This is a genomic window from Bacteroidetes bacterium SB0662_bin_6 (genome assembly GCA_009839485.1).
Classification (GTDB): Bacteria; Bacteroidota; Rhodothermia; order Rhodothermales; family VXPQ01; genus VXPQ01.
The window spans coordinates 18891-27250 of sequence record VXPQ01000042.1 but is presented as its reverse complement, the minus strand read 5'-3'; the positions used below and the strand labels follow the sequence as shown (position 1 = coordinate 27250).

The 8360-nt window shown below is 56.2% G+C and carries 5 protein-coding genes and 1 pseudogene (1 of these 6 only partly in view); 5 read left to right on the top strand and 1 reads right to left on the bottom strand.

All coding sequences use genetic code 11. From position 1 onward, the window contains the following. The 5 genes and pseudogenes from F4Y00_07810 to F4Y00_07790 form a co-directional block, all read left to right on the top strand. A pseudogene (locus F4Y00_07810) lies at positions 1 to 193 on the top strand (hypothetical protein); it begins 2087 nt to the left of the window's first position. A 784-nt stretch (positions 194 to 977) separates the two neighbouring features. After that, positions 978 to 2816: a hypothetical protein gene (locus F4Y00_07805; protein ID MYE04858.1), complete on the top strand. Its 1839-nt coding sequence runs from the start codon at positions 978 to 980 to the stop codon at positions 2814 to 2816. Between the two features lie 124 nt (positions 2817 to 2940). Further along, positions 2941 to 3630 (top strand): hypothetical protein, encoded by a 690-nt coding sequence (locus tag F4Y00_07800; protein ID MYE04857.1) that lies wholly within the window; start codon positions 2941 to 2943, stop codon positions 3628 to 3630. Between the two features lie 36 nt (positions 3631 to 3666). Then, the gene (locus F4Y00_07795; protein MYE04856.1) at positions 3667 to 4143 is read left to right on the top strand and encodes a nucleotidyltransferase domain-containing protein; all 477 of its coding nucleotides are present in this window, start codon (positions 3667 to 3669) and stop codon (positions 4141 to 4143) included. 650 nt (positions 4144 to 4793) lie between these two features. Next, the gene (locus F4Y00_07790; GenBank protein ID MYE04855.1) at positions 4794 to 5378 is read left to right on the top strand and encodes an HNH endonuclease; all 585 of its coding nucleotides are present in this window, start codon (positions 4794 to 4796) and stop codon (positions 5376 to 5378) included. Between the two features lie 247 nt (positions 5379 to 5625). On the opposite strand, the gene F4Y00_07785 is transcribed toward F4Y00_07790, so the two are convergent. Continuing rightward, positions 5626 to 8217: a DEAD/DEAH box helicase gene (locus tag F4Y00_07785; protein ID MYE04854.1), complete on the bottom strand. Its 2592-nt coding sequence runs from the start codon at positions 8215 to 8217 to the stop codon at positions 5626 to 5628. Between the last annotated feature and the right edge of the window lie 143 nt (positions 8218 to 8360).

The window sequence follows — 8360 nt, the reverse complement described above, 5'->3', positions numbered from 1 at the left end:
GATTCCTGCGGATCGTATGTATCCGACGGCAGCGATTCGTGCGGCTGCCCGACCTACAGCTACCAGGCGAACGCCTGCCCTGGCGCGCCGGCCGGTGATTCCTGCGGATCGTGGTCCGCGGACGGCACCGATTCGTGCGGTTGTTCGACCTATTCGTATGTGTCCAACGGCTGCCCGGATGCACCAACTGTAGGTGCCTGTGAATCGTTGGGTACAAGCGGCAACGATTCCTGCGGCTGTCCAATCTACACGGTGGAGGATATTACCGAGGATCCACCTCCGTGCGACGGGACACTCGAACCGGCGGGCTGCGGGTGGAATTGCATTATCCAACAGTGCCCGGCATCGCCACCGCCAAGCGGCTGCGGCGAGAGTCAGACGAACCACATACTGTCCCCCGAAAATGGGTGGGACTGCTATATCACCACAACCACCACATGCTCGTGGAACGCCGAAAGCTGTTATTGGGACATAGGTGCCGACGTTTTTTCCTCTGGCTCATGTCCATCAGGAACGCCAGATTGAGGTGAGCCTGCACGGTAGGAAATTGTTGTCGAGGTTCACTTACTCGATCAGGTTGGCGTGTCTCTGGGACAGAGGTCTTGAAGATCGATTGGGGGCAAAGTTTCCACCTTGCATGCCGTTTTACGCCTGAATACATCCAGGGCAATTCCGTATCCCTATCCATCGATGTTGGTATGAAGATGGCGCTGGCTGGCATAGATGGCGCAATCAGGCGCGAACGATCGGCGTGGTAGTATTCGTCACGTAACCGTGCAGCACCCTGTCGGGTCGCTCGCCGAATAAAACAACCTGGTAACGCTTGGGGGTCGCTCCCTCGGGTCAGGCGAATACGCGAGGACGGCATCAACTGCACGGTTACAAACGGCCCGGCGCCTTGCCCGGGTATTTGGCTGGAAACCGGAGAACGTTTGCCCGGGTTTGAGATCCCGAGCGGCCGCCCTTAAGTAGACGGGATGCAGAAAAAATACCTTTCCCCCCTCATTCTCATCTTTTCCACGCTTGCTATTGCAGCATGCGGTTCCTCCGGCGGCACTGACAATCCGCCCGCGCCGCCGGCGCCGGTAGCGCCTCCACCGCCGCCGCCCGAACCGACCTTCGAGGAGCGCCTTTCAGACTTGGCGGCGTTTGACCCGAACCCGTGCCGGGCGGAGACGCCGGGGTTTGAAGCCCTGGGCGGGTGGCTCAAGAACGACGGGAGGGAGATCGGTGATTCGCGAGTCTGGTTGCGCGACTCCGGCGAGTTGGACGTGCCACTCGAAGATTCGCACGCCGCACGGGTGAACGCGACGTTTAATGCGTGCGGCGTGCGCGAAATTGCCCGCTACGTGGAAGGCGCCAGCATTCAGAGCCTGCAAAGTATGATGGATGAAGCGAACCTCTCACACGGATTGCTGATTTCGTCGAGTTTCTACCGAAGCCCGGAATTCGGTACGGATCCGCTGGAATGGTTCCGGTTCCTGGACAATGACGGGGACGCTTCCGACACGGATGTGATGCTGATCACAGGGCTTGGAAATGGCGCCGGAAGGCCGACGGCGCATGTAGTGGATTACTCGGAAGACCCGGATGTCGCGAACACGGAGTACTTCGACTCGCTCGCCGAAGCGCTAAAGCCGGAGAATCTGGACAGCGTGCTGTGGATACTGGTCGGCGGACACGCTGAAAACGACGATGGTGAATTTCGCCTCGCATCCGCAAGCTCGATCTGCGGCACCGCGGATCCGCTGTGCCTGTTTGCGCCCTTTACCTATGAGTACACCGGGGACGACGGATCCACGAGCATCCTGACCGGCACCTCGTTCTCCACTCCGCAAGTCTCCGCTGCCCTCGACACGGTCTGGGCGGTGTGGCCGGACATGGACATTCTGGACTTGCGCAACCTCGCTTTCGATTGCGCCGAGAACATGCCCGCCCGAGAAGGCGACACGTCCACCGAGCGCACGTTTTCCTATTCCAACGGTCGCGAATTCACATCTACCACCAATTCCACCTGGGGGCACGGAATCCTGTCGCTCACTTGCCTGTTCACCCCCAATGGGGGTTTGCAGAATCCGGTGACCGGCGATGCGATCTCCGGCGGCATCTTCGGGCCCCTGGCGGGGCCTGTGACGGGCGCTTCGATCACGGGCGTCGATTACACCGGGCGCGACTTCGGGTACGGGTTTGCCCGTCCTGTCGCAAGGGAGAATTTCGCGCTTGCGTCATTGGCGTTTGGCGGTAGATCGACTCTGCGGCCCGTACAGGCGAGTACCCGGCATCACGGCGTAGGCTACGCCCAGGGCGCTTACGGCGGCAGGCTGTGGCAGAGCGGCGCCCTGAGCGTTGATCTGACCGCCGCCGGCGCAAGCGGAGGGTTCGGAGGAGGCGCAATCGGAGCTGCAGTGGGCTGGCAGAGCGGCGGCTGGATGATTCGCGGCGGCATTGCGACGCAACCCGAAGCGGTCGGGTCGCTGACCGGCTCCCGGGCGTTCCGAGCGCCATCGACGGTTTCCGCGGCGGTCACCGCCGCCTACGCGAAAGCGTTGCCGCACGGGTTCTCCATGCACGTCCAGGCCGACCACTGGCGGACCGTCGCCACGCACGGCCGCTCCTTGTGGGAGTCGGCGGACTTGGCGGAGTCGCGTGTGGGCGCATCGGTCGTGAAGCGCGCGGGACCGCATGAGTTTTCGATTCAGGCCGTTTGGCAGTCGGGGTTGAGCGGGTCGCTTGGCGTCGACGGGCGCGTCTGGCCCGTGGCGGGAGTGCGCGAGCGCGGCGTATGGCTGACGTGGCGCGGAATCGGGATTCGGTAGGCCATGGGAGAGAGATCCGGATGCGGGATTGAGCTTCCAGGCCGGGAGCAGCAGCTTATGTGAATACATGCGGCCAAGCCGCACGGACCGACAGGCCCTATGGCGAAAAGGGAGGGGAACACAAGTGTCGGACAATACGCAAAAGATTGGCGGGGTCGTCCCGGACATTCGCACGGAGTCGGGGGCCGTGCTGGAAATAAGCGGGTCAACGGAAACCCGCGTTTCGGGATCCATTTACTCGGAAAGATCGAGTTTCACGGGCAAATATGTGGGAACCACCGGCTCTATCGGTTCCACTACGGTTGACCATCAAAAGATTTGGCTTGAGCTTCCCGATGGCAGTGAGCGTTGGTACCAATGGACCGGCCGCGAGGTGCCGTTGCGGAAAGGACACAAAGTCTCAGCCGTCATGGTGACCGACGGCCGCTCCCACTACACGGTGGCAGTCGTGAACCACACGACAAGAGAGTATTTTCTTACCTATACCGCCCCCGACCCGATACTTAAGCACATCGGCGCCAATGCGGGAAGTACGCCATTGGCTGTGGGCTTGGTGGCGGGCTTGGTGACCTTCCTGATTGCGTATCCGATGGTCGAAGATCGGGGTTTTCTGCGATATGTGGGTTTGGCGCTGGGCGGTCTCTTTGCTTTTGGATTCGGGTTAGGGGGTTTATTGCTTGCGCTTGTCAGTGGACAGTCGGACCGGCGAAAGCAACTTGAGGCATTGCTGAACCAGCATTGTGGCGAAGTACTGCGGAAGGGATTTCCCGATTCCGCTTCCCAAGGCGATAGCAAACATGAGATTGCCAGCTAAGAGTGTGGCTGCCGCCTGACCAACGTATGTCTATCCATGAAAAACGCTGACCACTTGCCGGTCCCGGCAGCCGCAACGCTATGGTTGCAGGCGTTGCCTGAAACCGAATTAGTGGCCAAGGTAGCGCGCTCCACCGACGACACGCGCCTGCCGCCAAAGGCGCGGCGTGGTCTTGGTAACTATATTCAGCATCTCGCGAAGTTACGGTTCCCGCCGGTCTCCCGCCTTATCCTTTTCGGCAGCCACGCACGCGACGATTTTCGCGCGGACAGCGATGTGGACCTGGCAATTGTGCTGGCGGGAGAACCGCCTGGGGAAAACGCCGGCAGCGAAGCCTTGCGATTGACCCGAGTGCTGACGGATGCCGATATCGCCAGCTTTGACGAGACCGGTATTAGCGTTGCGCCGGTTGTGCTTTGGGAGGGCGACCTGCTGCGACCGGAGAAACATCCGCGCCCTTCGTTTTACCGGAATATCCTGGCGGAAGGGATCCGCATTACCCCGGCGCTATGAGAGTTCGGGATTTCTCCGGCGGGCCGCCGCCATGCGGGCGTTCGCGTTCCTGATATATCAGGGACTCATCCAGGATTTCGGGAACGATCGCTATGACTGTCCGATTCCGAGCCTTCGGCGCTATGTGGAGGAGTTTTGCAAAGATGGAGGCTTTACCTTTAATGGGACTTCTCTCGATTTCGAGGAAGAGTCCAACCGGAAGGACCCGGCCCCCTAGGAGCGCGCCAGGAAGCCGATAGGAACCGACAGAAAACCAATAAGACGAGACCCGAGTATGACATTCGTTGAGTAAGGCCTTTACGTGAGACACGGTTTTGCGTTGAATCTGTTAAGGCTTCACAAGAACACAATATGATGCAGTATGGTAGTTCCGAGTGCTTGGGAAGATTGAATAACAGAAGGCATGGATAGCTTTTGGTTTCGTATACTTGAAGCCATTATTACGGGCGTTACGATCGGTATGATTCTCGTCGTCTGGCAGGAGTGGAGGGAACGCAGGAAAAGTCAAAAGAAGTGGCAGCAATTTGTAAAGGACAATCCGCCTTAAGAAGACTAGTTTCTGAGTGCCCAAAGCGTGAGGTGCCGACGTTTTGGATTCAACTCAACTTACCGAAAGAGGACGTAATCGAAGGTCTTGGAGGAGAACAAGAATGTACAAAGAAAAGATTGTCTTCGTGCTGGCGTCATTAAACTTGATGTTGCCATTGAGCGCCCAAGATACCAACGAGTCGTGGCGCGAGCTAACCGTCATGGATGAGTACAGATGCAGTCCCTATGTCAAGGACGACTACGATCATCCCCAATCGGTCGAACCCAGGATCATTGCAAGCATGGGCGGGCGTATCTACGGCCCCTATTCTGGTCGCACGTTTGGCAGCCGATTCGAGACCGACATCGAACACATCGTTGGCAAAGCCGAGGCGCATGACAGCGGATTGTGCGGGGCAGACAAAGCAACTCGCAAAGAATTTGCCAAGGATCTGCTGAATCTCACTCTTGCAGCCCCGGCATGCAATCGCTGCAACAATATAGGGGGCAAGTGTGCCCTCGATGCCGCCGAATGGCTTCCTCCGCGCAACCAGTGCTGGTTTGTTGCTCGAATCATTGAAGTACGTCTGAAATACGGACTGACCATTGACGAAGACGAGGCCGAGGCAATCGATAGCGTGCTCGAAAACTGCGATTCCACGGAGATGATCTTTTACGAAGATGCGGTACCTTGCCCCGCCAACTAGGAATTGGAAGCCAAGAATTCGAACGATCAAAGTGGCGGCTTGGACCCAGGGGAACGCTCACACGGTGCCGACTGCAGAATTGCATGAGCTTCAAGTGGCCCGAGGAATTTGCGCGATTCCGGTGTCAAAGAAGCCTGATTTTCTGCAGAAAAGGCGTTTTTCTTGCGAACAGCTGTAGGGGTTTGAGCTTCGTCTGACCGTTCCATCGATATCCAATAATGCTCGGATTTGTGGGAATGGTCGTTTCCTACCTTTCCTTTTTGAAGGCCAAAGTATATTTTTCGACAATATTGTTGCCGTTTAGCTCGTGGTAATTCAACGATTCCCTGATCTTATCGGGCGAGCGGAATGAATCGCTTGAGCCCATGGCCTTGACGAATCCACTTAAAGCTGTTGCGAACGCTCTCAGCTTTCGCTTTTCCATAATGCGTGCACTGGCTGCGGGCGATGCGTCGCTGCTGAACTTTCGGCTGGGATGAATGAGAATCGGATAGGCGCTGCCTGACTCACCATACTTCTGACGAAACCAATTCAACGAACCGGATAGCTGGTCGGCATAGCGCTTGGATATCGTGTCGCCCACGGCTTCATTCTTGCATTCGATTACCAGGAATTTTTGTTCTCCAATGGCCCAGAGATTGTCGGGGCCGGCACCGTAATCTGCCTCCGGCCGCTGTGATTGAAAGCCTAGGATTTGTCCGGCAATCTTTAGTGCTTGTTCAAATCGTTTCGCGGAATCAGGCGCGAATCTGAGGTCAGCTATTACAGCGTTCAGTGCGACCAGCAACTCGCTTCCGTTAGAGTAATTCTGTTGAAAATACTCTGCCGACGCCGCCGATTGGCTAATTCGCAAATCGGAGATTCTGGAATAAGCAATTCCCTCTAGTGGACGCGTAATCGCTTTGTTGAGTTGCAGTGCGGAGCGGAGAATGTGTTGTGCTTGAACGGGATCAATCCGATTTGCGATCTGCGCCATTTGCGCCATAAGCCATCCCTTTATTGTGGGATCCTGGCATTCATCCACCGCCGACTGCATCGCATTTTGCGCCTCTTTGAATTGCTGCGTGCGCAAGCAGTCAGAAGCCTCTCTTTGGCGTATCGCTAACTCATCCAATTGAATATCGTCTTCGTAGACACAACTCACGACAGCACGCTTGCTTGCTGAGACCCATTTTTCATCCTGGTCAAGGCAATGGTCTATTGTTTCTTGCAAATCTTCCAGTGTCGCATTCTTCATCTGCGCCGCGACTTCTTGGGAGAGATTGAATTGAGCAAGCGTGCCCGGAGTGAATTCGTTTCTTGCTGAGGGATCCTGGAGTCGTGCCGCGAGATGCGGCCCCATCAAGAAAACCACGCAGTAGTCATCATTCGATCGAATACCGCGCCCCATGCCTTGTTCGATCTTGTGTACGATGCGTGCTTTTTCGACGTCGGTATCGTAGAGGGAAATTGCATCCAATTTGTCCAGGAGATTACTGACGTGCGGGATGCCGTCGAGAACCAGCAGTCGGCAAGCGTCACCTGGCAGATCAATTCCATCGTAGCGATTCACCAGGACAGTTAATCCAACATGCTCATTCTTCTGTAGCCGCTGGACTCCGTCGAAAATCGCATCAGATATCAGGATTTGATCTGCCGCGTCCCGCCAAAACTCCGATCTGCTTTGGGAGGGCACGATCACGACAACGTTATGGTCTTCGGCCAGAGCCGTGACAAACTTTTTAACGTCTTCCTGCGTGATCGTAGGAATAATCTCCTGCGGAGCCAGAATCATTCTGTCTCCGATATCGCTGGCGCTCTTTGGAGTGATTGGCTTCGATACGGACTCGGGATTCGCCGCGAACTCCGTTACGAGCACGCTGTCGTCGGCCAATGTCGCCGTCGTATGAACCCTGCGCTTCGCTTGATCGAAACTAGGAACAAGATCGATCGGTAGGCAAGTAGGCGCAATTTCAAGTTTGCCGGCGCCAATAGCGCATCGGCAGTCTTCGAGCACATCGCCAATTAGCGGCCAAGTGAACTTGAGTTCGTCACTGAACCGATGCTCATGCAATATTTCTGTAATTTGTGCTTGGTGTTCCTGCCATGACCAAAATGGCACCAGCATTGCGGTCTGCGGGTCTTCAGACTCCACGTCCAGCAGCTTCTTTCGAGATTGTTGCTCTAGAGCGGGTCTGACGACCGCCAGCAATTGCTTGTAAGCCTCGTGGCTAGATCGAAGCTGCGCGGTAAATTGGTCCCGAATTGTTGCCAGGCAAGCGTGCGCATCGTCGATGACTATGCTGCCTATGGGAATACGCACGCCTTGGTCGCCAACCCCGAACACTGACCGGCCGTTGAACAGTTTGTGAACATTGACGATCAGAATTGCCCGGCCGGCATGGAAATCGAGGGTGTTCTCATCGCGCACCGCCGAAATTCCCAAGGCTCTAGCCTCCTCAATAACCTGCTGAACCAGGAAATTGTTTGGTGCAATGTATACGGCGGGACCGATCGACTCATTCAGTGAACTTTGCAGGGCCAGCAAGGCGACTAGTGTCTTGCCGCTGCCGGTATTCATCTTGATTACTGTGTCTTTTTCGTCGCGGCGCTGGAACCACTGATCCAATACATCGGCTTGCACGTCATGCAAGAACTGGAATTTAGCGTCTTTCTTCGGAAGAGTGGCAAATACCTTTCTTGGCTCAGTGACGATTTCACCGTCTGTTGCGCTTGCCAGTTTCCTGAAATCAATCACCATTACTTTTGACCCATCTCGCTTACAAGCGAAGCACCAAGACTTCTCATTCTGTAGGGACCATATCAACCGGTGGTTATCTGTTGACGAATCCTCTTGCATTGGCCACGGAACTGGAATTCCGGTCTAACGACAAGCTTGCAGTACCGCCCGCTGCTCAAGATCCGTTTCGAGAGTTTGTCGGCCGGCTGCATTGTAATGCAGCGATAACTCGCGCTGCGCGTCATCGTTCTCGCGGTCTGCGA

What these genes read in the sequence shown, in the direction of transcription:
- F4Y00_07805 (MYE04858.1), top strand. Translation starts at nt 978, where the DNA reads ATGCAGAAAAAATACCTTTCCCCCCTCATTCTCATCTTTTCCACGCTT.
- F4Y00_07795 (MYE04856.1), top strand. Translation starts at nt 3,667, where the DNA reads ATGAAAAACGCTGACCACTTGCCGGTCCCGGCAGCCGCAACGCTATGG.
- F4Y00_07790 (MYE04855.1), top strand. Translation starts at nt 4,794, where the DNA reads ATGTACAAAGAAAAGATTGTCTTCGTGCTGGCGTCATTAAACTTGATG.
- F4Y00_07785 (MYE04854.1), bottom strand. Translation starts at nt 8,217, where the DNA reads ATGCAAGAGGATTCGTCAACAGATAACCACCGGTTGATATGGTCCCTA.